At 73.0% G+C, this 23,380-nt stretch carries 18 protein-coding genes and 1 pseudogene; 11 read left to right on the top strand and 8 right to left on the bottom strand.

Annotated elements, in window-relative coordinates; all coding sequences use genetic code 11:
* The first annotated feature begins 140 nt into the window (after positions 1–140).
* From ABZ370_RS37020 to ABZ370_RS37000, 5 genes are all read left to right on the top strand, one after another.
* On the top strand, positions 141–803 hold the full coding sequence (locus ABZ370_RS37020) for a phosphoribosyltransferase (protein ID WP_358630525.1): 663 nt from the start codon (positions 141–143) through the stop codon (positions 801–803).
* Positions 804–820: 17 nt separating this feature from the next.
* The gene (locus tag ABZ370_RS37015) at positions 821–1,090 is read left to right on the top strand and encodes a DUF1876 domain-containing protein (RefSeq protein ID WP_358630522.1); all 270 of its coding nucleotides are present in this window, start codon (positions 821–823) and stop codon (positions 1,088–1,090) included.
* Positions 1,091–1,262: 172 nt separating this feature from the next.
* Complete coding sequence (locus ABZ370_RS37010) at positions 1,263–2,000, top strand: DUF4232 domain-containing protein (protein ID WP_358630520.1); 738 nt, start codon at positions 1,263–1,265, stop codon at positions 1,998–2,000.
* Positions 2,001–2,102: 102 nt separating this feature from the next.
* Entirely contained in the window at positions 2,103–2,279 is a 177-nt protein-coding gene (locus ABZ370_RS37005; RefSeq protein WP_358630517.1) for a hypothetical protein, read from the top strand.
* Positions 2,276–4,060 carry an HEXXH motif domain-containing protein gene (locus tag ABZ370_RS37000; RefSeq protein ID WP_358630514.1) on the top strand — a complete coding sequence of 595 codons (1,785 nt, stop codon included), beginning with the start codon at positions 2,276–2,278 and terminating at the stop codon, positions 4,058–4,060. The genes ABZ370_RS37005 and ABZ370_RS37000 overlap by 4 nt, the downstream gene beginning before the upstream one ends.
* Before the next feature lie 18 nt (positions 4,061–4,078).
* On the opposite strand, the gene fxsT is transcribed toward ABZ370_RS37000, so the two are convergent.
* From fxsT to ABZ370_RS36980, 4 genes are all read right to left on the bottom strand, one after another.
* The gene (gene fxsT / locus ABZ370_RS36995) at positions 4,079–8,440 is read right to left on the bottom strand and encodes an FxSxx-COOH system tetratricopeptide repeat protein (RefSeq protein ID WP_358630511.1); all 4,362 of its coding nucleotides are present in this window, start codon (positions 8,438–8,440) and stop codon (positions 4,079–4,081) included.
* Positions 8,437–9,627: a MoxR family ATPase gene (locus ABZ370_RS36990; RefSeq protein WP_358630508.1), complete on the bottom strand. Its 1,191-nt coding sequence runs from the start codon at positions 9,625–9,627 to the stop codon at positions 8,437–8,439. The genes fxsT and ABZ370_RS36990 overlap by 4 nt, the downstream gene beginning before the upstream one ends.
* Positions 9,624–11,117 carry a hypothetical protein gene (locus ABZ370_RS36985; protein WP_358630505.1) on the bottom strand — a complete coding sequence of 498 codons (1,494 nt, stop codon included), beginning with the start codon at positions 11,115–11,117 and terminating at the stop codon, positions 9,624–9,626. Before ABZ370_RS36985 ends, ABZ370_RS36990 begins: the two co-directional genes overlap by 4 nt.
* Positions 11,118–11,332: 215 nt before the next feature.
* Positions 11,333–12,433, bottom strand: coding sequence for a hypothetical protein (locus ABZ370_RS36980; RefSeq protein ID WP_358630503.1), 1,101 nt, complete (start codon positions 12,431–12,433; stop codon positions 11,333–11,335).
* 141 nt (positions 12,434–12,574) lie between these two features.
* Here ABZ370_RS36980 and ABZ370_RS36975 point away from each other — a divergent pair, with 141 nt between their 5' ends.
* Entirely contained in the window at positions 12,575–12,919 is a 345-nt protein-coding gene (locus ABZ370_RS36975) for a hypothetical protein (RefSeq protein WP_358630500.1), read from the top strand.
* A gap of 61 nt (positions 12,920–12,980) precedes the next feature.
* Here the strand turns inward: ABZ370_RS36975 and ABZ370_RS36970 are convergent, their stop codons facing one another.
* The gene (locus tag ABZ370_RS36970) at positions 12,981–14,867 is read right to left on the bottom strand and encodes a helix-turn-helix domain-containing protein (RefSeq protein WP_358630497.1); all 1,887 of its coding nucleotides are present in this window, start codon (positions 14,865–14,867) and stop codon (positions 12,981–12,983) included.
* 142 nt (positions 14,868–15,009) lie between these two features.
* On the opposite strand from ABZ370_RS36970, the gene ABZ370_RS36965 reads away from it, so the two are divergent.
* From ABZ370_RS36965 to ABZ370_RS36955, 3 genes are all read left to right on the top strand, one after another.
* Positions 15,010–16,782: an FAD-dependent monooxygenase gene (locus ABZ370_RS36965; RefSeq protein ID WP_358630494.1), complete on the top strand. Its 1,773-nt coding sequence runs from the start codon at positions 15,010–15,012 to the stop codon at positions 16,780–16,782.
* A gap of 87 nt (positions 16,783–16,869) precedes the next feature.
* Positions 16,870–17,742, top strand: coding sequence for a dioxygenase (locus ABZ370_RS36960; RefSeq protein WP_358630492.1), 873 nt, complete (start codon positions 16,870–16,872; stop codon positions 17,740–17,742).
* 138 nt (positions 17,743–17,880) lie between these two features.
* On the top strand, positions 17,881–18,771 hold the full coding sequence (locus ABZ370_RS36955) for a YceI family protein (protein ID WP_358630696.1): 891 nt from the start codon (positions 17,881–17,883) through the stop codon (positions 18,769–18,771).
* 60 nt (positions 18,772–18,831) lie between these two features.
* Here ABZ370_RS36955 and ABZ370_RS36950 read toward each other — a convergent pair whose 3' ends face one another.
* Entirely contained in the window at positions 18,832–19,284 is a 453-nt protein-coding gene (locus tag ABZ370_RS36950; RefSeq protein WP_358630489.1) for a DUF3761 domain-containing protein, read from the bottom strand.
* 227 nt (positions 19,285–19,511) lie between these two features.
* On the opposite strand from ABZ370_RS36950, the gene ABZ370_RS36945 reads away from it, so the two are divergent.
* Positions 19,512–20,000, top strand: coding sequence for a glutathione peroxidase (locus tag ABZ370_RS36945; protein WP_358630486.1), 489 nt, complete (start codon positions 19,512–19,514; stop codon positions 19,998–20,000).
* A 57-nt stretch (positions 20,001–20,057) separates the two neighbouring features.
* On the opposite strand, the gene ABZ370_RS36940 is transcribed toward ABZ370_RS36945, so the two are convergent.
* Positions 20,058–21,869 (bottom strand): glycoside hydrolase family 9 protein, encoded by a 1,812-nt coding sequence (locus tag ABZ370_RS36940; RefSeq protein WP_358630483.1) that lies wholly within the window; start codon positions 21,867–21,869, stop codon positions 20,058–20,060.
* Between the two features lie 82 nt (positions 21,870–21,951).
* Positions 21,952–22,152, bottom strand: a pseudogene (locus ABZ370_RS36935) (glycoside hydrolase family 5 protein); the annotation flags it as partial.
* Between the two features lie 238 nt (positions 22,153–22,390).
* On the opposite strand from ABZ370_RS36935, the gene sigJ reads away from it, so the two are divergent.
* Positions 22,391–23,281, top strand: a complete 891-nt coding sequence (gene sigJ / locus ABZ370_RS36930; RefSeq protein ID WP_358630480.1) for an RNA polymerase sigma factor SigJ — start codon at positions 22,391–22,393, stop codon at positions 23,279–23,281.
* Positions 23,282–23,380 lie beyond the last annotated feature (99 nt).

Below are 23,380 nucleotides of genomic sequence, written 5' to 3'. Positions count from 1 at the left end.
GTCCCGGTGTGCTCCATGCCTCCAGGGTGCCGGAGCCGCGGCCTGGCCGCGGCCTGGGCGCGGTCGGATTGCGGCCGGTTTGCGGAGCGGGGCATTGTCGGCTTGATTCGAAGGAGAGGAATCCGTGCCGGGGGTGAGCGATGATCTTCACTGACCGGGTGGACGCCGGACGGCGCCTCGCCGAGCGGCTGCGGCCCGTGGCCGAGGAGAAACCCGTGGTGCTGGGGCTGCCACGGGGCGGGGTACCGGTGGCCTTCGAGGTGGCCCGGGCGCTCCACGCACCGCTGGACGTGATCATCGTCCGTAAGCTCGGCGTCCCCTTCCACCGCGAGCTGGGCTTCGGCGCCATCGGCGAAGGCGGGGTGCGGGTCGTCCACGAGGCGATCATCCGCATGAGCCGGGCGGACGAGGAAGAGATCGCCGAGGTGGAGCGCACCGAGCAGGCGGAGCTGACCCGGCAGGCGCGGCGGTTCCGCGGCGACCGGCCGCGGATTCCGGTGGAGGGCCGTACGGCGATCATCGTGGACGACGGGATCGCGACCGGCGCCACGGCCCGGGCCGCCTGCCGGGTCGCGCGGGCCCAGGGGGCGGCCCGGGCCGTCCTGGCCGTCCCGGTGGCGCCGCCGGACGCGGTCGCGTCGCTGCGCGAGGACGCGGACGAGGTGGTGTGCCTGTCCACGCCCCCGGACTTCTCCGCGGTCGGCGAGTGGTACGAGGACTTCTCCCAGACCGGCGACGCCGAGGTGATGGAACTGCTGACCAGGTCGACCGGACAGCACGGGGAGGCGCATCCTGGAGAGTGACGCAGGAGGTGATCGTGATGGAGACGATCGTGGGATGCGATATCCAGATGGAATTCCGTGAGATCGGTCCGCTCACCGAGGCGGTCGTCCGGCTGCGGATGCACGACGGCACCGAGATGCTCGCCCAGGGCCGCGCGAACCGGAACCCCGACGACCCGGCACAGCCGCGGGTCGGCGAGGAGATCGCGGCGGCGAGGGCGCTGAGCAACCTGGCCCACCGGCTGATCGGCAAGGCGGGCGGCGACATCGAGGAAGTCACCCACAGCGAGGCACACCTGGCGATGTGACCGGCCCAGTGGGGCAACCGGCGGCCCAAGTGGCTCCCGGGGCAGTGGAGCACGGCCCGACGCGGGTGCGGAATTGCCGGGGAATGCGATCAATGTTCCCGCCAGACATAAGGGCGTCCAAGCGGGGAAGGGGGAGCCGAAAGAGAGCGGATACGACCCCGGGAGGTCGCTCATGGCGCACCGCAACGACACGACGACGACCAGGCCCCGGCGGTCCGGGCCGTGGCCTTTATGCGCACTGGTCATCGGCGCGCTGGCCGTGGTGACGGCCTGTGGCGCCGACACCGGGGACAACTCCTCCGCCGGCGCACCGGACGGCGGTGAGCCCGCCGCCTCGTCCGTCACGGCGGCGCACACCGCGCGCACGGCATCGGTGCCGCCCACCTCACGCGCGGCGTCGTCGCACGCGGAGCCGTCCCATGAGGAGTCATCGCACCCGGTCACGCACTCCGCGTCGGCCACGGTGGCGAACAGCGGCTCCGCGTCGCGCTCCGGCGCCCGCCGCGCCTGCTCCACCGATCAGCTCCGTCTCTCCCTCGGGCGCAAGGACGTGGGCGCGGGCAACGTCTATATGCCGCTGGTGCTCACCAACAAGTCCACCGGAACCTGCACGCTCACCGGCTTCCCCGGGGTCTCGCTGCTGGACTCCGCGGGCTCCGCGATCGGCGACCCCGCCACCCGGCGCGGCGCGTCGCGCTCCGGGGTCTCCCTGCCGCCGGGCGGCAGCGCCTCCGCGATGCTGCACACCCTCAACGTGGGCACGTCCGATAAGCCCTGCCGCCGTACCCCCGACCGCATCCGGGCCTATCCGCCGGACTCCTTCACCTCCATGACGGTGCCGACGCGCTCCTTCCGCGTCTGCGGCGGCGTATTCGAGGTCGAGGCGGTCCATTCCGGAAAGGGCGCCTGAGGCTTCGGCTGGCCGTGTTCACCCTTTCGCAATCAATAGGGGTAGGTCACCATAGGGATGCCTCACGTGAGTCGGTGTGAACGTCCGGAGGAGGGCGGTGTCATGGAGCGAGTCGCGACCGAGGTCGAGACGGAGCTGCTGGACCTTTCGGGAGCGACACTGGAAGACCTCGACCGGGACGAAGGGATCGCCGCGATGGCACTGTGCCTGATCGATGCTGTCCGTAACCCGGCGACGGCGGCCAACTCCGCCGCCACGGGGACGAATTGCGGGAGTTGACGGACTCCCGCCATCACTTATCGGCGGCGTGCTTCACCGAGCTGGCCGCAGGGTCGGGAAGCGCCTCATCGGTCGCCGAGCTGTCATCCGGTCAGCGCAGCCGCGCGATGCTCCTGTTGCGGGCGCTGGTCGACGTGGCCGCCACCCATCCCGCCCTGCCCGGTCCCCTGCCGCCCGCCGGGGAGGCATGGCGGCTGCTGATACGCGCCGAGCGCCATGCCCCGGCCGCCGTGGAGCGGCTGTTGCTGCATCCGCCGACGGGGGTGTGGCTCAGCCGGTGCCTGCGGCGGCTGCGCGGTCAGGAACCGGCGGACGCGCCGCTGTGGAGGGAGACCGGCTTTCTGTACGCGATGGCGGCCTCGGCCGCCCTCCTCGCGGGCATCGACTTCCGTATCGCGGTCGTGGTGCGCGACGGCGGGGTGATGCTGCCCGCGCTGGGATTCGCCCTCGTACCGGACTGCGCGCCGGACCTCGCCGAGGTCGTACGGACAGCAGAGGGGACGGCGGCGGTGGTGGCCGGGCCGCATACGGTGCCGCTGCCCGCCTCCGGCTTCGCGGAGGACGCCCCCGGGTGGCACGGCCTGCGGCGGCTGCACGGTGACCACCAGGGACACAGCTGCTCGCCGTTCCTCGACGATGTCGACCCCTATCGCGACTTCTTCCGCCGCAGACCGCCGGACCGGCTCGGCGACGACGCGTGGAAACGCTGGCAGGAACGTTTCGAGGGCGCCTGGCGGCTGGTCGCCGAGCAGCGCAACGTAGACCCGTCGGGGGTCGCCGCCTGCGTCGCCTCCGTGGTCCCCGTACCGTACGCGGCCCAGCCCGAACCGTTCAGCGCCTCGTCCCCCGAGGCCTACGGCTGCGTCCTGATGAACGGACCCGTGGACGAGACGGACCTGGCCGCCGCGCTGGTGCACGAGGCCCAGCACATCAAGCTCAGCGCCCTGATGGACCTGGTGCCGTTGATCGAAGGGGGACGGGAGGAGGCCCACCACGCGCCGTGGCGGCCGGACCCGAGGCCGCTGCGCGGAATCCTCCAGGGGGTGTACGCGTTCCTGGGCGTGACCGGCTTCTGGCAGGACCGCCTCCACCGGACGGAGGACGGGCCCGCCAGGGACACCGCCGCGTTCGAGTTCGCCCTCCGCCGGGAGCAGACCGCCCACGGGCTGGCGACGCTGCGCGCCCACGCCGCACTGACGCCCCTGGGGCGGAGCTTCCTCGACCAGGTGGCGGAGCGGCTGGCGCCCTGGCGCGCGGAGCCGGTCCCGCCCGTGCCCCGGCGGCTGGCGGCGGATCTGGTCGTCGACCACGGGCTCGTGTACCGCATGCGCCATCTGCGTCCCGAACCCGCGCGGCTCGCCCCGTGGGTGCGGGCCTGGCGGACGCGCGGTACGCCTCCCCGGGGGCTTCCCCAGTCCTCGGTCCGGCCCGCCCCGACGGAGCCGGTGCCGCGGACGGCGCTCGCCCGGCTCCGTTTCACCGAACCGGAGCGGCTGCGGGCCGGGCAGGGCGGTGACGACGCCCCGGACGGCGCCGATCTCGCCTGGGCCAGGAGCGACCGGGCGGCCGCGCTGCGCGGCTACCGCGAACGGCTGGCCCAGGCCCCGGACGATGTCGCGGCCTGGGCGGGGCTCGCCCTCACCCTGCCGGACGGTGCGGCAAGGGGGGCGCTGCTCCGCGCTCCCGAGGCCGTCCTCGCCGTCCACCGCGCGCTGCGGAAATCCGGCGGCGCGGTGCCCGATCCGGTCGCCCTCGCGACCTGGATCGGGACAGCTCTCTGAGGACCGGGGCCCGGGAGATCAGAAGGGGATCGCCTCCACGTCGCAGTCCGCGCGGATGCCCCGGGCCGCCGCGACCGTGGCCGGGTGACCGGGGGTCAGGACGGTGCGCATCCGGGTCAGGGAGTCGTTGTGCAGCTCCTCGGCCGACCGTCCCTCGCCCAGCGCGCGCAGATCCCCGGACAGGTTGACCGCGCAGGCCAGCGTGGTGGGGTGGTCCTCGCCCAGCCGTGACCGGCAGGCCGCGAGGGACCCGGTGTCCAGCTCCCGGGCCTCCTGGTAGTCGGCCAGCGTGTAGTGGTCGCTGGCCAGGTTGATCGCGCAGGCCAGGGAGATCGGATGGTCCGCCCCCAGCTCCTCTACCAGCACGGGCAGCGTCTCCTTGTTGAGCGCGAGCGCCGCCTCGGTCTCGCCCAGCAGCCGCAGGGTGACGGCCAGGTCGATGGCCGCGCTCAGCGTCACCGGATGCCGGGGCCCGAGCGCGGACCGCATGTCGTCCAGGCATTTACGGCCCAGCTCGCGGGCGCCGTCGAGGTCGGCGGTCTGGCGCAGGTCCATCGACAGGTTCAGCGAGGTCGCCGCGATATGGAGATTGGGCTCGCTGTAGCGGAGCCGGTACCGCTCCAGGACCTCCCGGGTGATCTCCAGCGCGCCCTCGTGATCGCCCGCCTTGCGGCGCGCCACGGCGAGATTGCGCAGGGCGTAGACGCCGATCGGCGCGTTCTGCGGGAGCAGCCGGCGGACCCGGGCACAGGTCTGCTCCAGCATGGTGCGGGCGGCGACGTAATCACCGCTCTCGCGGACGTCGATCGAGAGATTGGCCTCCAGCAGGATCGTCAGCAGCGAGTCCTCGCCGAGGACGACTTCGGCGAGGTCGCGGGCGTTCTGGCCCACCTCGCGGGCGCGGGCGTAGTCTCCGGCCGAGCGCAGCGCCAGGGCGTAGTCGTTGGCGGCGGCGATCGTGTACGGGTCCTCGTCGCCGAACAGCCGCAGGGTCCGCCGCCAGCGGTCCTCCTCCAGCCGCACCGAGCGCGCGTAATCACCCTGGTAGCGGGCGTCACTGGCGACCGCCCCGAGGGTGACCAGCGTGTTCTCGTGGTCGTCGCCCTCGCTTGCGCGCAGCAGCTCAAGGGTGCGGCTGTTCAGCTCGCTGGCCTGCTTGAACTGGCCGAGCAGGGTGAGGACATGGCCGAGCGTGCGGGAGAGGGCGAGCGTCTCGGGGTTATCCTCGCCGAGCGAGACCAGCCACTTCTCCCGTACCCGGTTGCCGAGTTCGAGCGCGCCCTCGTGGTCGCCCCAGACATGGAGGAACCGGACCAGGTTACGCACCATCTGGCGCACCCATTTGTCGTCGCAGTCCATCGCGCGGGACGCCCGGACGTGCGACAGCAGGTCCGCGTAGCGGCCCCAGTTGGCGGGCGCGACATCGTTGGGGTCGCCGTAGGCGAGCAGCACATGGGCGCTGTGCCGCATATCGGCCTGCTGCTGCGGCGACATCTGGCCGATCAGCACCGCCTGCACCAGGCGGTGCAGTTCGATGGTGTTGCTGCGGTGATTGATCTTGATCAGGGCGTAGCGGTTGATTTCCCGGATCGCATGACCGAGTTTGATCGGGTCCTGGAGCACTTCCGACAGCTCGGGGGAGAGGGAGACCCCCCGGATGCCCGAGAAGAGCCGTCGCGAGATGGGCTCGGGGGCGAAGAAGGAGCACATCTGCAGCAGTTGCAGAGCGCCCGGGTGGTGCTCCGCGAGCCGCCGCAGCGACATGTTCCAGGCGGCGGCGACCGGTTCGGGGTAGTCGACCGGGACCCCGGCGGCCAGCAGCTCGTTGCGGCGGGTGCTGACGTCGGCCCGCTCGTCCTCGAAGACCTGGAGGTACTCGTCGACCGGCATCCCCGTCTCGCTCAGCCACGCCGCCGCCTGCTCGATCGCCAGTGGCAGGTCCCCCAGGGTCTCGGCGACCCGGTCGGCCTGCTCGTTCGGCAGCTCCGGCCCCCGCCGCAGCAGCAGCTGGATGCTCTCCTCGCGCTCGAAGACATCCACCTCGACGGTACGGGCGGCCCGCGACCACTGGGCGTTGCGCGACGTCACCAGGATGCGGCCGGGCCCACCCGGGGGGAAGAACGGCCGGACCGTCTCCAGCTCCTCCGCGTTGTCGAAGACCAGCAGCCAGTTGCGGCAGGGGCGCCCGGCGCGCAGCGCGTCGAGCACGCTGGGCACCGCCGTGTTCGCCTCCATGCCCGCCTGCAGACCGAGCCGGTCCGCGAGCTGCACCAGCGCCTGGCGGATCTGCTCCGGGCGCTCCGCCGGAATCCACCACACCGCGTCGTAGTCCGCCGCGTGCTGATGTACGTATTCCAGGGCGATCTGGGACTTTCCGACCCCGCCGAGACCGTGCAGCGCCTCGGGGAGCACGGCGGCCGTTCCCTCGCTGCGCAGCCGCTCGTGAAGCGTGTCGAGCAGCGTTCGCCGTCCGGTGAAGTTGTTGTTCCGGGGCGGCACATTGCCCCAGATGGACGGGGGTTCCCCGGCGCGGCGCTCCTCCACGGCGGGCAGGGACCGGGCAGCGGTCACGGACACGAAGGTTCCTCTCGAATGCTCCCCCGCCGTACCCGGCGTGCCGTGCGCCGGCGGGGATGGTGAATCGTCGGCCTGGGACGAGGGACGGGGTCGGGGAGTCATGGAGTCAGTCACGGCAACCTCAGGGACCACATTTCCCCAAAGGGGTACGTCTGCAAAGGAATCCGGGCGGCTTTCGCCCGTGCGGGGGAGCGCCTGGCGCGCGAGGACAAGGGCGCGAAAGGAGCGCGCGCCTTCGAGATAGGGCCCGGAAAGGGCCTGGTATACCTGTTCCTGAAGGCGGATGTACGGCATCAGACGGTCAGTGTCGGGCAGATCCCGCACCGGCCCCGAGGGATGGTTGAGCAGGTCGCGCAGCAGATGCAGCGGCTTCCAGCGGCGGCCGAGCCGGTCCAGGACGCTGCGCAGGGTGTACAGCGACTCGTCCCGTAATCCGGCGGACAGCAGCAGTTCCCGCACTCCCTCGTGGAACTCGTAGCCGATTCCGGTCTCGTCCAGCGGATCGGCGGTGCCGACCTTGCGTAACAGCCCGCCCAGCAGGATTTCGGCCAGATCGCCGGGGCTGCCCTCCGGCTGGTGGATTCCCTGGACGAACTCCATCACGGGAATGTTCAGCGGCGCCGCCGCCAGCCGCGCCGCCAGCCGGAAGGCGCTCGGCGAGGCGGTGGAGCGGAAGCGGAAGACCCGGTCCCAGGCGCTGGGTTCCGGCTCCGGGTCCCAGGGGTCGGCCTGCGCCCCGGGCAGCAGCGCGAGGGTGTCATGGCCCCGGTCCGACGGACGGCCCACCAGCCGCGCCCAGTTGCCGAGCCAGCGCGCGTCCAGCTCCAGTACCGGCACCGGTGGTTCGCCGCCCGGCCAGGAGCCGCCGCCATCCCGCCGCCAGGTCCCGTTGGGCGCGCCGGGCTCGGGGACCCGCACCCGGACCCGCTCCGGTGCGATCCCCGTGTGGTGCCAGCGGCCCTGGCGCAGCACATGGAGCACGGCGACCGTCGCGCGCCGGGCCCAGCGCCCCAGGGCGCGCTGCGCGCTCTCGTCGCCCCAGGCCGCGCCGATCCCGTCGGTGAGCACCAGCACGGCCCGCTTGCCGCGTGGTGACATGCCGTCGACCGGGGAGTCGTGGCGGTCGTCGGGCAACGGGAGATCGGTGTTCATCCGGTGCACCCGGACGCTCCGGAAGGCGCCCGTCCGTTCCAGTACGGTGACCAGCCGCGCCGCCGTACGCCGCCACACCACCATGGAGCTGCCGCAGTCCAGCACCAGGACCGCGTCCATCCAGCGCTCCCGGGCGGGCGTGAACTCGGGCAGCCACAGCCCCTCGCGGGCGGCCCGCTCGGCCGTGGCCTCCTCGTCGACCTCCAGCGCGACCGGTGACGGCGAGGTGCGTTTGAGGGGGCGCAGCGCCCGGGAGACGGCGCGCTCGGCGACCAGTGGTCCGGCGGCGGACGGCCGGGGCGCGGGCACCATGACGTCGGTGATCAGCGCCGGTTCCGTCCCGGCCGGTTCGTCCGGGGCGCCCGGGGCGTCGATCAGTTCCACCGGCCGCGGTGCCGAGAGCGCCGGTTCGGGCGCGGGCCCGGGGCGCTGTCCGCCGCCGTCCTCCGGCGGCGGTTCGGGCGGCCGGTCACCGGCGGGCGGCGGGGGGCCGTCCTCCCGGGGCGTTGGAAGCGTGCCGGGCGCCGGGCGGCCGGGTCCGCGGTCCGTTTCGGCCTCGCAGACGGTCAGCCATAAGGCATCGGCGAGCTGCTGCCAGTCGAGGTCCCGTGGGCCGTGCTCGCGGGACCCGCCGCCTGGGTCGTCGGTCATGTCGGGCCTGCGGCGTCCAGCCGGTGCCAGACGGCGCGCAGCAGCTCCTCCCACTCGGGACCCGGAGCCTCGGAACGGGCCGTCACCAGATACACCGCGTTGAGCAACTGGTCGGCGGCGAGCCCGCCTTCGTGCCGACTGCGCTCCAGGAACATATCGATGAGTTCCCGGGCGCGCGGGTCGTCCGCTCTGCCCAGATGTGCGGCCACGATCGCGGCGAGCCGGTCGGCGTCCGGGTCGGGCAGCCGCAGCTGGAGACAGCGGCGCAGGAACGCGGGCGGGAACTCCCGCTCCCCGTTGCTGGTGATGACGACCACGGGGAAGGCGCGGCAGCGCACCCGGCCCGCGGCGATGACGGTGCTGCGGTCGGGGTCGTCGGTGAGGACCGATACGGCCGGGCGCCGCCTGCGGATGCGCACCAGCTCGGGGAGGGAATACTCCCCGGCCTCGAAGATGTCGAGGAGGTCGTTGGGCAGATCGATGTCGCTCTTGTCGAACTCGTCGATGAGCAGGACTCGGGGGAGCCGGTGCGGCAGCATCGCCGTGCCCAGCGGGCCGAGTTGGAGGAAGTCGCCGATGTCCTCCGGTCCGGGTTCGTGGCCGTCCTCCTCCGCCGCCTGTCCGGCCGCCGCGGCGTGCACGCGGCCGACGGCATCGTAGCCGTAGAGACCGGCCCGCAGGGTGGAACGCGTGGTGATCGGCCAGCGCAGCACCCGGCCGAGCCCCAGTTCCCGGCTGATGCGGTACGCCAGCGTCGACTTGCCGGTGCCCGGGCGGCCGGTCACGAGCAGCGGGCGCCGCAGGATGAGCGCGGCGTTCACCACGTCCGCCTCCTCCGCCTCGGACCGCAGGCCGAGCGGTGTCGCGCCGAGCCGGCGGACGGCGTCCTGGGCGTCCTCCGGCGGGGCCGGGGGCTCGGTCGGCGGCTCGTCCGGGTCGGATAACGCGGCGTCGGCGCCGTAGCCGTCGTCGCCGTCCGCCGGGGAGGCCGAGACTCCGCCGAAGGTGCGCCAGGGCGGCGGGGGCGGAAGGATGTCCTCCAGGCTGACGTCGTGCAGCGGGCGCCCGGTGCCCTGATAGATCCACCAGGGGCGCGGTATGCCGGACGGCGGGGGACCGGAGGACGAGCCGGGTTCGCCGCCCGCGGTCCGTCCGTTGTGCCGCCGTGCAGGCTCTGCGTCGCTCATCGACTGCCCAACCCCTCGTCCGGCCCCGTCATGCGTCCTTGCGTTTCCACGGGGCGGGTCGGGTCGTCCCAGACGAGCACCACATGCTGACCCGGGTGATGCTCCCGCTCCGCGGAGTCGATCGTATGGGCGTCCAGACGTAACTTTGTCACGGCTTCGCGGAGCCGTGCCAGGTCCCAGTCGGCGTCGTCCGGTTTTTGTCTCAAGTGCTGGACGAACGCGGGATCGCGGGTGGGTCTGCGATCCCAGGCCACCAGCGGGATTCCGGCCCGCCAGGCCGCCAGCGCCTCGTGCGAACCCCCACCGCCGCCGCCCGGAGGCGAGCCCAGGATCAGCGCGACGACATGCGGATCGGCCTGGAGCCGGGCCAGCAGCGCGGCCGGATCGCCGGAGCGTGGACTGTCCGGATCGTTGCCCTCGACGACGAGCTGCCGGGCGAGTTCGGGCCGTCCGTAGAAGAGCTGCCACCGCTGGTTCCACGGGCGGTGCCAGCGTCTGGTCCGGCTCCGTTCCAGGCTCCGCACCACCACCGGATAGTCCATGCACAGCGGCGTGGCCAGCGCGCTGTCCAGCTCCTTGCGCCACAGATGGACCGGCAGATTCAGGTCTTCGGGGCCCAGCAGGAACTCCAGATGGATGCACCGGGCGTCCCGCCACTCCTCCTCCGCCGCGTACACCAGCTCTTGGACGGCCCGTTCGGCGGTGGCGGTGGTGACCTGGGTGACCGGGCCGCGGGCCGGATGCCAGCCGCTCGGGTCGTAGCTGTGCCAGGACGACAGCTCGTAGCGGCCCGGCTCCTCCTGCGGCAGCAGCCGGATCACCAGATACGCGTCGTCCGGCTCGGCCGGGGCGGCGTGCCCCACCTGCTGGCGCAGCGATCTCAAGTGCGAGGTCAGGTCCAGCTCCCGAGCCCGCTCATCGGCCCACGCCCGCAGCGCGTCGGCCTTCCGCAGCGGCTGGGCCGACGCCGCCAGGTACTCCACCAGGGCGAGCCCCGGCGGCAGCCCGTCCGGCCGCGCGTTCATCCGGCTCAGCTCCTCGAAGGCGTGCCAGGGGCCGGTGACCGCGGGCACGTCCTGCAGCGGACCCGCCGCGGCCCGGCACAGGTGCCCCAGCTGCCCGAACTCCATATCCTCCAGCAGCGACCGCAGCCCACCGGCGGCCGTGCCCGGCACCACCGGCTGGGCCGTCATCTGCTCGACGACCGAATCGAGGCGCTCCATGGCGTCCGTGCCGGGCGCCATCACCGCGAGCGAGGCGCGCAGCGCGCGCATCATCCGCACATTCTCCAGACACTCCCGGGCCAGCTCCAGCAGGAAGTAGTCGGTGACGCGATGGCCGCGCACCGGGACGGACGCCATCTCCATCTCCATGGCGACCAGTTCCAGACAGAGCGCCCGGGAATCCGGGTCCGTCAGACAGCGGAACTCCTTCAAGGCCGACACCAAATGGTTGACCGATCTGAGGCCGCCTTCGCGCATGGCTGTCATGCCGTGCCTCCCCCGTACCGCATCACCGGTCCCCGCCGCCGATGATCCCGCCGGAGACCCTGCCACAGGCGAGCGCCGCCCGCGCGGACTCCGGACAACTGGTATGCCCCGCACGCCCCCGCCGACACCCTTCCCGCCCCGGGCGGGCCGGGCCCCTGTGCTCAGCCCAGGGCCGGTGCTCAGCCCGGGCCCGGTGCTCAGTGCAGGCCCGGTGCTCAGTCCAGGCCCAGGTCCTCGACGCGGCGGGCGAGTTCGGCCGCGGCCGGGTCGTCGGGCGCCAGGACGTCCAGTACGGACACCAGCTCGCCCAGGGCCCGGTGCGCCTCGCAGGTACGCAGCAGGGCCAGGGCCTCCGCGCGGCTCGCCGACTGCCTGCCGACCGCGGTGCCGACGGTGGGCAGCTCGTCGAGCAGCTGCTGCCAGCGGGCGGGGGAGGACAGGCCGGGGACGTCCAGCAACAGGTCGGCGAGGCCGCCGAGTTCCCGGAGGGTGAGCTTGCGGGGGCGCGGGGAGGGGGCGCGGGTCGCCGCCTGCGCGCCGGGGAGCCGTCCGATCAGTTCGAAGGCGAAGGCGGCCGCGTGCCGGGAGGCGACCGGCTGCCAGTGCTCGTCGTGCGTTTCGCCCTTGTCGCCCAGCAGGTCGGAGATGCCCCGGATCACCAGCGCGTCGAGGTGCTGGTTGACGTACGCGCCCGCGAGGAAGCCGAAGCCCTCCATGTCCACCGCGACCGCGTCCCCGGCGACGGCCGCGAGCCGGAGGCCGACGTCGGAGCGTTCGTGCGCCACCACCCGGCCGCCGGCCGCGAGCGGTTTGACGTGGGCGCGCGGGCGCGGCGGGGCGCCGCCGGGCAGGACGCGCCGCTGCCAGTCGTCGGCGGCGGCGACGTTACGGGCCAGCTGCACCAGTCCGTAGGCGGGCTGATGGGTCTTCTGCCGGGGGTGGAACCCGGACTCGGTGTCCTTGCCGGTCTCGTAGTCGTACACCGCGTCGGCGGCCACCACATCGCCCAGCGCCACATCCTTGACGCCGCCCGCCACCCCGACGAACAGCACGGCCCGCGGCGCGAAGAGCGCCGCCGCCCGCTCGACCAGCGCCGCCGCGCCCGGGTTGCCCGGGCCCGTCATATGGATCGCCACCCACTGGCCGCCGGGCCGGGCCCCGGAGCGGAAGACGCCCGTCTCGAACAGCGATCCGCGCTCCGCCCGGACGGGTCGCGGATCGTCCAGATGCGCCCGTACGGCTCGGTACTCGATCTCCAGTGCGGTCAGGACGACGACGTCCGCCCGTCCCGTGCCCCCGGTGTCGCCAGCCCCCATGGTTTCCCCCTTGACCGACCCTGAACGGCGTGAACATGACCGTGTCGAAAACCCTACGTCGAACACAAGACCTCTCTGTCCGCCGCCGTCGTACGCGGCGGAAGATTCGGGGGAGTTGGCTTTCGCGTCAAGGAGGACGGGATGAACGCACGCTTCATGCGCTTCGCGCTGGTTGCCGGGACGGTCGCCGTGACCACGCTGGGCCCCTCCACGCAGGCCCAGGCGCTGCCCGCGTGCGCGAGCAACGCGATCTGCCTGTGGCGGTTCCAGGACGGGACGGGCGAGCTGTACACCTGGCGGGGCGGCTACCACGACCTGCCCAGCCGGTTCGTGAACCACGTCGGTTCCTTCCGGGCCAACAGGACCGGCGCCTTCATCGACTGGGCCACGGGCAAGGAATGCCACTCGGTCCGCAAGGGCGACTACGCCAGCAACTACAGCGGCCGGTTCGGCGCGAAGATCGACGCGGTGGGCGACAACTGCTGAGCTGCTGAGCTGCTGACGAAGGCGGTCCCCACGAGACGGCGCGGGCGCCGAGGTGTGGACGCTAGGGAGTGTCCGCGCCCAGGGTGCGTAGCTTGCGGTACAGGGTGGCGCGGCCGATGCCCAGGGACTCGGCCGCGCGTGCCTTGTTGCCGCCGTGCCGACGCAGCGCCTCCAGGATCGCGGTGCGCTCGGCCCGTTCCATCCCGCTGAGCCGCCGCGCGGCCGGTGGCACCCGCAGGCCCGGCGGCAGTTCCCCGCGCCGCACCGGGCCGGTGGCGCGGCGGCGCTCCGCCAACTCCCGTACCACCTGGGACAGTTCGGCCACGTTGCCCGGCCAGCTGTGCTGTTCCAGGGCCCGGCGCGCGTCCAGGCTCCAGGACAGTGGCGGGCGGCCGGGGGAGGGGCGCCCGGCGAGGCCCGGCAGCAGCACCGGGATGTCCTCGGCCCGCTCGCGCAGCGGCGGCAGGGGTACGGAACGGGCGTCGAGGAGGTCCAGCAGCCGCCGCAGACACGGGCCGACCCGGGTGCCCGGGGTGTGCGTCGCCGTCAGCGGCACCTCGGGACGCCGTGCCAGCAGCGAGAGCAGCGCGGCCACATCGGGCTGGTCCAGCCGCTCGGCGTGGAGCAGGAGCAGCGGCGGCGCGCCGTCCCCCTCCGCCACGGTGTGACACCAGCGCGGTACGTCACCGGGCGCGCCCTCGGCGGCGTCGACCACCAGGGGCGCGGTGGCGCCGCGCCACGCGAACAGGGCGCGGGCGAGCGAGGACTTGCCGACGCCCGCCTCCCCGGTCAGCAGCAGCGGCTCGGCGTCCCTGGCCAGCCCGGTCGCCCGCGCGACGGCCACCCGCCATGGCTCCGACGTACCGGCCAGCCCCGGCAGCCGGTCCCGGCTGCCGCCCCGCTCCGCCGCAAGCGCCGGACCGGCCGCTTGACCAGCCGCCGGACCGGCCGCCGGGCCCGGGCGGGCCACTGCCACCGCCACCGCGCCGATGACCTCGCCCTCGTGCACGACCGGCGTCATACGGACGACGAGCCCGGCGCCGTCCGGCACCCGGAACTCCCGCGGCTGCCGCCCGTCCGCCGCCCCCGCGTCCCGCAGCAGCGCCGTGGCCCGGCGCTCCAGCCGGGTCAGGGTCTCGTCCGACAGCAGCCGAGCGGCCCCGGGGCTGACGATGCGACTGCTGCCGTCGAGCGCCACCACCGCGCGTTCCTCCGGCGCCTGGCGCTCGGGCGCCTCCCGCAGATACGCGTCCAGCAGCAGCCGCTCGGGGGGCCGGGCCCGGACCAGCAGCTCCGACTCGACGGCGAGCGCGGTGGCCTCGGCGAGCGCCGTGCCCGGATGGGGCGCGCGGTCCTCGCGTACCCCGGTCAGCGCCGTGACGGTCCCGGCCGGGCGGCCCGTCCCCGGCTCGTACACCGGGACGCTGACCGCCGATAGCCCCTGCCACAGGTCCAGTACGTGTTCCGGCCCGTGGACCTCCGCCCGGCGCCCGAGGCGCAGTGCGACCACCGCGCTGTTGTGCCCCACCGCCCGCTCGGACAGATCGCGGCCCGCCTCCGGCACCGTGCCGCCGTCCGGCCGGGCGCCACCCGTGCCGCCGTCCGGAAGGGCGCCGCCCGACCACAGCACCCGGCAGCGGGAGTCGGCGAGCACCAGCGCCGTGTCGCCGCCGTCCAGGGTGGGCAGGATGCGGTCGAGCACCGGCCGCGCGGCGGCCAGCAGCGCGGAGTGCGCGGGTACCGGAGCGGGTGGCGGCGTCAGATCCGGCCGTACGCCGAGGAACCGGGCCCGCCGCCACGCCTCGGCGAGGTCGTCGGGGACGTCCTCGCCCGGTGGCCGCCCGCCGAGGAACCGCTCCCGGGCCCGCCGCAGCGGGGCGAGAGCCGGGGCGGCGCCCGGGGCGGCCGGGGTGGCGGGGATGGCCGGAGTCTGGTCGATGCTCGTCACAGCGACCTCACCGTATACGGCCCGGGTGTCTCGTATTGAGACACCTCCGCCGCCCCCTCCTGGATCAAGATCATCAACGCTGGCCGGGAGCGGCGTACCGAGCGCTCGACACCTCCGGCTGCCAGGAGAGGAGCCTTACGCAGTGGACACCGTCGAGACCGACGTGCTGGTCGTCGGCAGCGGCCCGGCCGGAGCCGCGACGGCGCTCGCGCTGAGCACCTACGGCGTGCCCAACATGATGGTCACCCGGTACGGCCGCCTCGCGGACACGCCCCGCGCGCACATCACCAACCAGCGCACCATGGAGGTGCTGCGCGACCTCGGTGTCGAGGAACGAATACGGGAGCGGGCCACCCCGCAGCACCTGATGGGGAACACCGTCTTCTGCGGCAGCCTCGCGGGCGAGGAGCTGGGGCGGCTGCGCTCCTGGGGCAACGACCCGCGCGTCCAGGCCGAACACGAACTGGCCGGTCCCAGCGCCATGTGCGACATGCCGCAGCACCTCATGGAGCCCATCCTGGTGGACACCGCCGTGTCCCGGGGCACGGCGCTGCGCTTCGACACCGAATACCTCGCACACGAGCAGGACGCCGACGGCGTGACCGCGACCGTACGGGACCGGCTGCGCGGCGACGAGTACCGCATCCGGGCCCGCTACCTGGTCGGCGCGGACGGCGGGCGCAGCCGCGTCGTGGAGAACGCCGGGCTGCCCACCGTCGGGCGGATGGGCGTCGCGGGCAGCCTCAACATCGTCTTCGAGGCGGACCTGACCGCCCTCACCGCCCACCGCCCCTCCACGCTCTACTGGGTGCTCGCCCCCGGCGCCACCGTCGGTGGCATCGGCGCCGGGCTGGTGCGCTGCGTACGCCCCTGGACGGAGTGGATGGTGGTGTGGGGGTACGACCTGGAGGCCGGTCCGCCGGACCTCACCGAGGAGTTCGCGCTGTCCGTGGTGCGGCAGCTGCTCGGCGACGACGAGATCCCGGTCCGTATCACCTCGTCCTCGGCCTGGACCGTCAATCATCTGTACGCCGAGACCTACGCCGACCGGCGGGTGCTGTGCGCGGGCGACGCCGTCCACCGCCACCCGCCGTCCAACGGCCTCGGCTCCAACACCTCCATCCAGGACGCGTACAACCTCGCCTGGAAACTCCGCCACGTCCTCGACGGCACCGCCGCGCCCGCGCTCCTGGACAGCTACTCCGCCGAGCGGGCCCCGGTCGGACGGCAGACCGTCGAACGCGCCAACAAGAGCATCGGCGAGACCGCGCCGGTCTTCGAGGCGCTGAACGTGCTGTCCACCGCCGACCCCGGGCAGATGTGGCGCAACGTGGCCGCCCGCAAGGACGCCACCGCCGAGGGCGAGAAGCAGCGGCAGCGGCTGCGGGAGGCCATCGCCGCCAAGGTGTACGAGTTCAACGCGCACGGCGTGGAGATGAACCAGCGGTACACCTCGGCCGCCGTCGTCCCCGACGGCACCCCCGACCCCGGCTTCGTCCGCGATCCGGAGCTGTACCACCAGCCCTCCACCCGGCCCGGCGCCAAGCTGCCGCACGCCTGGGTCACCCGTGGCCGGGACCGCCACTCGACCCTGGACCTCGGTGGCCACGGCCGGTTCACGCTCTTCACCGGCATCGGCGGGGACTGCTGGCGGCAGGCGGCCGAGGCCGCGCGCCACGACCTGGGCATCGAGATCGCCACCGTCGTCATCGGGCCCGGTCAGGAGTACGAGGACCCCTACGGCGACTGGGCGGCACTCCGCGAAACCGGGGACGGCGGCGCTCTGCTGGTCCGCCCCGACAACTACATCGGCTTCCGCCACGCCACGGCCACGCCGGACGCCGGGGACTTGCTGACCGGCGCGCTGAGGCAGATCCTCGGACATGCGCGCCCGGCGCCCGAGGAGGCCGACTGAGGGTACGCGGCACACCGCGCCGTACGCGGCATACCGCCGTACGCGGCACACCCCGCCGTGGCGCGGAACGTCGTCGAAGGGAGAGGCATGGCCACCGACTTCACCGAGGACACCGCGACCGAAGCCGTCACCGACAGCTTCGCGAACACCTCCGATCCACGGCTGCACACCATCCTCACCTCCCTCACCCGACATCTGCACGACTTCGTCCGCGAGACCGAACCCACACCACAGGAGTGGGAGGCGGCGATCGGTTTTCTCACCGAGATCGGCCATCACTGCACGGACACCCGGCAGGAGTTCATCCTGCTCTCCGATGTACTCGGGATCTCCATGCTGGTCGAGACGATCAACGGGCGAGGGGCGGAGGGAGCCACCGAACCGACCGTTCTCGGCCCCTTTCACCTCACCGGATCGCCACGCCGCGCACTCGGCGACACCATCGACCTCGTGGGCACCGGCGAGCCCTGCGTCGTCAGGGGCCGGGTGTCCGGCACCGACGGCAGCCCGCTGCCCGGCGCCGTCCTCGACATCTGGCAGGCCAACGACCAGGGCTTTTACGATGTGCAGCAGCCCGGTGTGCAGCCGGAGGGCAACGGGCGCGGGCTGTTCACCGCCGACGCCGAGGGCCACTTCTGGTTCCGCACCTGCGTACCGAGCCCGTACCCCATCCCCACCGACGGGCCGGTCGGCGCACTGCTGCGCGCCACCGGTCGGCATCCCTACCGGCCCGCGCACATTCATGTCATCGTCGAGGCGGCGGGCCACGCCACCCTGACCACCCATGTCTTCGTGGCGGGCAGTCCGTATGTGGAGTCCGACGCGGTGTTCGCCGTCAAACGGAGCCTGGTACACGACTTCACCCTGGTCGACGACGCCGGTCTCGCCACCCGTTACGGTGTCAGCACCCCCTTCCGCCTCGCCGACTTCGATTTGGTGCTGTCGCGCGCCGCCTCATGAGCGGTGCGACGCGGCAGTTGGCCGATGCAACCACCCCCGATGGGTGCCGTCCCCCAGCGCCCTCCATCATGGGGACACCCCGTTACCGAGAGAAACCTTAGAGAGATGACTGCAACACCCCTCGCACTGCTCCGGCGCATGCGCCCCAAGCGCCCGAACCGTGGACCGGGCCTCCGCCTCCCCATGCCCATCGGCGCCGGTGCCTTCAGCTGCGAGGTCCTGGACCCCGTCGGCCAGCCGCTGGGCGGCGTCGAGGTCACCATCACCGCGACCCGCGGCGCGGCCAAGCAGGCGGTCAAGGCCACCACGGACCCGCACGGGCTGTTCGTCGCCACCCTGGAGCCGGGCGAGTACTCCGTCTTCTTCACCGGCAGCGGCCTGACCCCCCATCGCCTCACCACCGTGGTCAGGCCGGGCGAATCCGCCGACCTCCAGCGCATTCCGATGCAGCCCTCGCAGCAGCTCGAACTCCCCCCGCCCGGCACCTGGCTGTTCGACCCCCCGCACACCGCCATCCGCTTCATCGCCCGCCACGTCGGCATGGCCAATGTGCACGGCCGCTTCACCCGTTTCCGGGGTGGCATCCACGTCGCCGAGCGCATGGAGGACTCCCGCGTCGAGGTCCTCATCGACGCCTCCAGCATCACCACCGGCAACACCACCCGGGACAACCACCTGCGCTCGGCCGACTTCCTCGACGTCGAGAACTACCCGGACATGCACTTCGCCAGCAGCAAGTTCACCTGGCGCAGCGGCGCGAAGTGGAGCATCCAGGGCCCCCTGACGATGCACGGCGTCAGCCGCTCCGTCACGCTCGACACCACCTACCTCGGCGCGGTGAACGGCGGCTACGAACAGGAACTCCGCTGCGCGGCCCACGCCAGCGCCGAACTCCACCGCGAGGAGTACACGCTGAACTGGCGCAACATGCTCGCCCGAGGCATCGCGGTCGTCGGCCCGACGGTCAAGCTGGAACTCGACATCCAGGCGATGTACCGCAACCACGACACCCCGACCCCGCCGGAGTAGCACTCGGGCAACACCCGCGGGGCGCGCCACACCGGCGCGCCCCGCTGCCGTGTCACCGTGTCACCGGTAGAAGACGGCCACCCCGCCGTGATGCGAGCAGGCGCCCTGATGGTGCGCCGCGTAGGACAGGGTCCCGTCCTCACACCGCGCCGTGGCCCCACTCCCCGCCCCGGCATCCGTCCCGCCGGTCCCACCGGAGGACGAGTCCCCGGCGGATGACGACCCGCCACCGCCGGTGGACGACGACGTATCGGCGGGCGCTTCGGCGCTCCGCGTCACCTTCGGCTTCGGTGTGGCCTTGGGCTTGGGCTCGGCCGTGACTGTCTTCGTCACCCTGACCGTCACGGTGGGCGTCGGCTCGGCCTTGTGCTTGACCTGGGCGGGCTTGGCGGTGACCGTCACCGTCACCGTGGGCGCGGGCGTGGCCCGGCCCGCCGCCTTGGCGTCTTCATCGTTCGCCCCGCCCATGCCGATGCCGACGAACAGCAGCGCGGCCGCGGCCGGTATGGCCACCCGCTTGCGCGCCCATCTCGGCCGACCGGACGCCGGACCCGGCGGTCTTGGGAGGTTATTCCTGGACATAGGCCCCCCTTGAGTGAAACTCGAGGAGTTGACCATAACCGCGGTAATTGAAAAGTGAAGAGTTTGTGTGTGGTTCGTGGTCAAGTTGTGATCCGTCTTCACGGCTTCGTGATCGCATAGATTGGGCGCATCGGCGAACGACGAAGGTGGTATCCGCGATGAGTCTGTACGACATTCCCCTGCGCACCCTGTCCGGCGAGCCGACCACTCTCGGCGCGCACCAGGGTGCCGCGGTGCTGGTGGTCAACGTGGCGTCCAAGTGCGGGCTGACGCCGCAGTACGAGGGGCTGGAACGGCTGCAGCAGCGGTACGCCGGGCGCGGGTTCACCGTGCTGGGGGTTCCGTGCAACCAGTTCGCGGGGCAGGAGCCGGGGACGGCCGAGGAGATCGAGACGTTCTGCTCGACCACGTACGGCGTCTCCTTCCCGCTGCTGGAGAAGGCCGACGTCAACGGCGAGCAGCGCCATCCGCTCTACACCGAGCTGACCCGCACCCAGGACGCGGCGGGCGAGGCCGGGGACGTGCAGTGGAACTTCGAGAAGTTCCTGATCACGCCCCAGGGCCAGGTGACCGCACGCTTCCGCCCGCGCACCGAGCCGGAGGCGGCGGAGGTCGTCACCGCGATCGAGGCCCAGCTGCCCCGCTGAGCGGGGCAGCTGGGAGCGAGGAGGGGCGAGGGGCCGGTGGCCCCTCGCCCCTCCGTCTCAGCGCTCGGCGGCGAACGTCGTCAGCCAGGCCAGGGGGGCGTTCCAGTTGATTGCCACCTCGTTGGTGGAGTACGAGCCGATGTCGTCGATGTAGCACTTCGCGGGGGAGCAACCCCGCAGCTTCTCCTGGGCCACCGGGTCCTGCAGTGCCGCGTTCGGGCCGCCCGCGATGGAGCCTGCGGGTGGGTTGGGGAGGGAGGGGTCGTACTGGTGTGCCCAGAAGCGGTGGTGTTGGTTGAGGGTGGCGTGGTCGCCGTAGCCGGTGATGTAGGACTGGCCGAGGGTGTTGCGGCCGAGGAGGTAGTCGAGTGCTTCCAGCGCCCCGGTGCGGTAGCGGGGCTGCCGGGTGAGTTCGTAGGCGACGGCGATGACGCTCGCGTTGTTGGCCACCTGGCTGTTGGAGCCCCAGACGTAGCCGTCGGCGGGCACGGGGACGGCGTATCCCTGGCGGCTCATGGTGGTGAGGTAGCCGTCGGCGGCGGACACCACTGAGGTGCGGACGCGGGTGAGGTCGGTGGCGGGCAGGGCGTTCGGGACGGTGGCCAGGGTGATCCGGCCGAGGGCGGCGGTGTCGGGCCAGGCGAAACCGCCCGGCGTGAAGACATCGTCCGCGGTGTGGAAGGGCGAGGAGGTCACCGCGTCCCGGTACTGGCTCTCCTTGGTGGTGGTGTACAGCTCGGCCGCCGCCCAGTAGAACTCGTCGCCGACCCGGGTGTCGCCGTACGCGCCGCCGCCCGTGCCGTCGGAGTCCGGGGCGAGCAGATCGGGGTGGGCGGTGGCGGCGGTCCAGGCGCGGCGGGCGGAGGCGAGGCAGCGGGCGGCGAAGGCCGCGTCGTAGGGGGCGTAGACCCGTGCGCACTGGGCCGCCGTGGCCGCCAGGTTGAGGGTGGCGGCGGTGGATGGGGGGTGGAGTTCGCGCGGCTGGGAGTCCTGTTCGGGGCGGGTCGGCAGCCCGGTCCAGGCCGCGTCATGGATCTTGTGGAAGGCCATGCCCGCGAGTGGTTTCCCCTCCGGGATCTGCATCCGCATCAGGAACTCCAGCTCCCAGCGCGCCTCGTCGAGGACATCGGGCACTTTGTTGCCCCGCTCGGGCACCCGCAGGGTGGAGTCGCCGAGTGCCGCGGCGTGGCCGGTCCGTTTGGCGCGCTCGAAGGAGTTCACCAGCTGCCAGGTCGCGATGCCCCCGTTGACCACGTATTTGCCCTGGTCACCGGCGTCGTACCAGCCGCCGCGGACATCTTGGGCGTAGTCGCACACCCCGGGCTGGCACGGCACGCTGGTGTCGCCCTGGTTGGGCGCGACACCGAGGTGGCCTGCCGGGCGCGCGTACGCCGCACCGGCGAGCCGCGCCTCGATGGGGGTGCCGCTGCGCTGCTGGTAGAAGAAGGACATCGCGTCGGCGCGCAGCCCGTCGTACAGGGCCGCGCGGATGTCGAACGGATGGCTGATGCGTCCGTCCACGGTGAGGGTGTAGCCGGTGCCCGTTCCCCGGTACGAGGAGAAGTCCACCAGGTGGGTGGAGTCGCCGGAGGCGGCGTCGGCGCCGCCCGGGGTGGTGGTGCCGGAGGCGGCCGTCCTGCCGGAGGCGTCGCGCAGTTGCCACGGCAGGGCGGTGGTGCTCGCGCTGACGGCGGTGGCGCGCTTGGGGCCGTCCGGCAGATAGCCGAGCTGGTTGACCTGGACGGCCGAGGGCGCGGCCACGGCCGCCACGGCCGGCTGCGTGGTGGTGGGCGCGGCGATGAGCAGCAGCGCTCCGGCCAGCAGGGCGGTGGCGGTGCGGGCCCGGTGGGGCGGGGTGGGCTTGGGCATGGTCGGGGGCCTTTCTTGTCCGGGGGATTCCGGGGTTTGGTGCTTTCGGGGTCCGGGTGCGTCTGGGGTCCGGGCTGCTGGGCTACGAGCGGTAGACCGTGGCTTCTCTGGACGTGGCGCCGATGCCGTTCGCCCCCTTGAAGATCCGCTGACCCCAGCCGGTGAGCGCCGCCGCGTTGAATCCGGCGGCCATGTCGAGGTATTCGACACCGCCGCTGTTGCCGCTCCAGGACCAGCCCAGATAACCGACGCCGAGCGTCTGGGCGTTCGCCATGATGGCGTCGGGGGCGGTCGTACGCATGGCGACTCCTGGGTGGGGGAGCGGTCGGTCCCGGGATAGCTTGCCCGGGTCATGACAACGATGTCTGGACTGCGAACGGCTTGGGAGCGCTCCCAAGTTATGTAGTGAGGGGGCAGCGGTGCGTCAAGGGCTGAGGGGCCGAACGGGCGTACCGGGCTGTCACATCGGCCCCGGCCCGTACGTCAGTGTTCTGATGACACCCGGCGAGGAGAGAGGCCCGATGGGCGGAAACGCGTTCCTGGCGGAGAACTTCGAGGCACACCGCGGCCATCTGCGGGCGGTGGCCTACCGCATGCTCGGCTCGCTCAGCGAGGCCGACGACGCCGTGCAGGAGGCCTGGCTGCGGCTCAGCCGCTCCGACACCGGCGAGGTGACGAACCTGGGCGGATGGCTGACGACGGTCGTCGGCCGCGTATGCCTCGACATGCTGCGCTCGCGCACCGCACGGCGGGAGGACCCCCTCGGGGCGCGGGTGCCGGACCCGGTCCTCAGCGGTACGGGCGGGGTCGACCCGGAGGACCAGGCGCTGCTCGCCGACTCCGTCGGCCTCGCCCTGCTGGTCGTCCTCGACGCGCTGGCCCCCGCCGAGCGGCTGGCGTTCGTCCTGCACGATCTGTTCGGCGTGCCGTTCGACGAGATCGCGCCCATCGTCGACCGCACCCCGGCCGCGGCCCGTCAGCTCGCCAGCCGCGCCCGCCGCCGGGTTCGGGGCGCGGCGCCGCTCCCCGACCCGGACCTGGCCCGGCAGCGCGCGGTGGTGGACGCGTTCCTCGCCGCGGCGCGTGAGGGTGACTTCGACGGGCTCATCGCCCTCCTCGCCCCGGACGTCGTGCTGCGCGCCGACCAGGGCGCCGCCACCCCGCTCGGGTACCGCGAGGTGCGCGGCGCGGAAGGCGTGGCCGACCAGGCGCTCACCTTCGCCCGCTCCGGCGGCGAGGACGCCGTCCCCCGGCCCGCGCTGGTCAACGGGGCCGTCGGGGTGGTCGGGACCCGCGCGGGTCGTCCCGCCTCGGTGCTGGGCTTCACCGTCACGGACGGGAAGATCGCCGCGATCGACATCCTCGCCGACCCGGACCGGCTGGCCCGGCTCGACCTGACGGTGCTGGACTGAGCGGACCGGCGGGGGGCCCGGGGAGGGGGGGGGGGGAGGGCCCGCAGCGGTGGCACCCGCCGCGGCCCGGCGGGGGGGGGGGGGGGCTGCGCCCGCGGG

Origin of the sequence: Streptomyces sp. NPDC005962, assembly GCF_040629205.1 — a bacterium.
In the GTDB taxonomy this organism is placed as follows: domain Bacteria; phylum Actinomycetota; class Actinomycetes; order Streptomycetales; family Streptomycetaceae; genus Streptomyces.
Note: the sequence above shows the minus strand (reverse complement) of the source record. Positions and strands in the feature narration are given on the sequence as shown.

Bases quoted from the DNA above. Each gene is read 5' to 3' on its own strand.
- ABZ370_RS36960 (WP_358630492.1), top strand. From the start codon at position 16,870: ATGGCCACCGACTTCACCGAGGACACCGCGACCGAAGCCGTCACCGAC.
- ABZ370_RS36975 (WP_358630500.1), top strand. From the start codon at position 12,575: ATGAACGCACGCTTCATGCGCTTCGCGCTGGTTGCCGGGACGGTCGCC.
- ABZ370_RS37015 (WP_358630522.1), top strand. From the start codon at position 821: ATGGAGACGATCGTGGGATGCGATATCCAGATGGAATTCCGTGAGATC.
- fxsT (WP_358630511.1), bottom strand. From the start codon at position 8,440: ATGACCGACGACCCAGGCGGCGGGTCCCGCGAGCACGGCCCACGGGAC.
- ABZ370_RS36990 (WP_358630508.1), bottom strand. From the start codon at position 9,627: ATGAGCGACGCAGAGCCTGCACGGCGGCACAACGGACGGACCGCGGGC.
- ABZ370_RS36940 (WP_358630483.1), bottom strand. From the start codon at position 21,869: ATGCCCAAGCCCACCCCGCCCCACCGGGCCCGCACCGCCACCGCCCTG.
- ABZ370_RS36945 (WP_358630486.1), top strand. From the start codon at position 19,512: ATGAGTCTGTACGACATTCCCCTGCGCACCCTGTCCGGCGAGCCGACC.
- ABZ370_RS37005 (WP_358630517.1), top strand. From the start codon at position 2,103: ATGGAGCGAGTCGCGACCGAGGTCGAGACGGAGCTGCTGGACCTTTCG.
- ABZ370_RS36980 (WP_358630503.1), bottom strand. From the start codon at position 12,433: ATGGGGGCTGGCGACACCGGGGGCACGGGACGGGCGGACGTCGTCGTC.
- ABZ370_RS36955 (WP_358630696.1), top strand. From the start codon at position 17,881: ATGCGCCCCAAGCGCCCGAACCGTGGACCGGGCCTCCGCCTCCCCATG.
- ABZ370_RS37020 (WP_358630525.1), top strand. From the start codon at position 141: ATGATCTTCACTGACCGGGTGGACGCCGGACGGCGCCTCGCCGAGCGG.
- ABZ370_RS37010 (WP_358630520.1), top strand. From the start codon at position 1,263: ATGGCGCACCGCAACGACACGACGACGACCAGGCCCCGGCGGTCCGGG.
- ABZ370_RS36985 (WP_358630505.1), bottom strand. From the start codon at position 11,117: ATGACAGCCATGCGCGAAGGCGGCCTCAGATCGGTCAACCATTTGGTG.
- sigJ (WP_358630480.1), top strand. From the start codon at position 22,391: ATGGGCGGAAACGCGTTCCTGGCGGAGAACTTCGAGGCACACCGCGGC.